Raw genomic sequence first — 286 nt, forward strand, 5'->3', positions numbered from 1 at the left:
GTGTGGGAGAGCAGGTGGCCGCCAGATTATAAAAGGAAGGGCTTATAGCTCAGCCGGTTAGAGCGCACGCCTGATAAGCGTGAGGTCGGTGGTTCGAGTCCACTTAAGCCCACTTCTTTAAAAGATAATTGAATATGGGGGATTAGCTCAGTTGGGAGAGCGCCTGCCTTGCAAGCAGGAGGTCACGAGTTCGAATCTCGTATTCTCCACTAGGTTCGAAAGAACCGCATGTACTTTGAAAACTGCATACAAAAATAAATCAATTCTCAAATAGAGAAAGACATCC

2 tRNA genes are annotated in these 286 nt (G+C 46.9%); both read left to right on the forward strand.

The window, feature by feature from the left end:
• Window positions 1-38 precede the first annotated feature (38 nt).
• Window positions 39-112, forward strand: a tRNA-Ile gene (locus tag PGY05_RS16500).
• 24 nt (window positions 113-136) lie between these two features.
• A tRNA-Ala gene (locus tag PGY05_RS16505) sits at window positions 137-209 on the forward strand.
• Window positions 210-286 lie beyond the last annotated feature (77 nt).

Source organism: Coprococcus sp. AF51-11b1, assembly GCF_027682785.1.
Lineage (GTDB): Bacteria > Bacillota > Clostridia > Lachnospirales > Lachnospiraceae > Allocoprococcus > Allocoprococcus comes.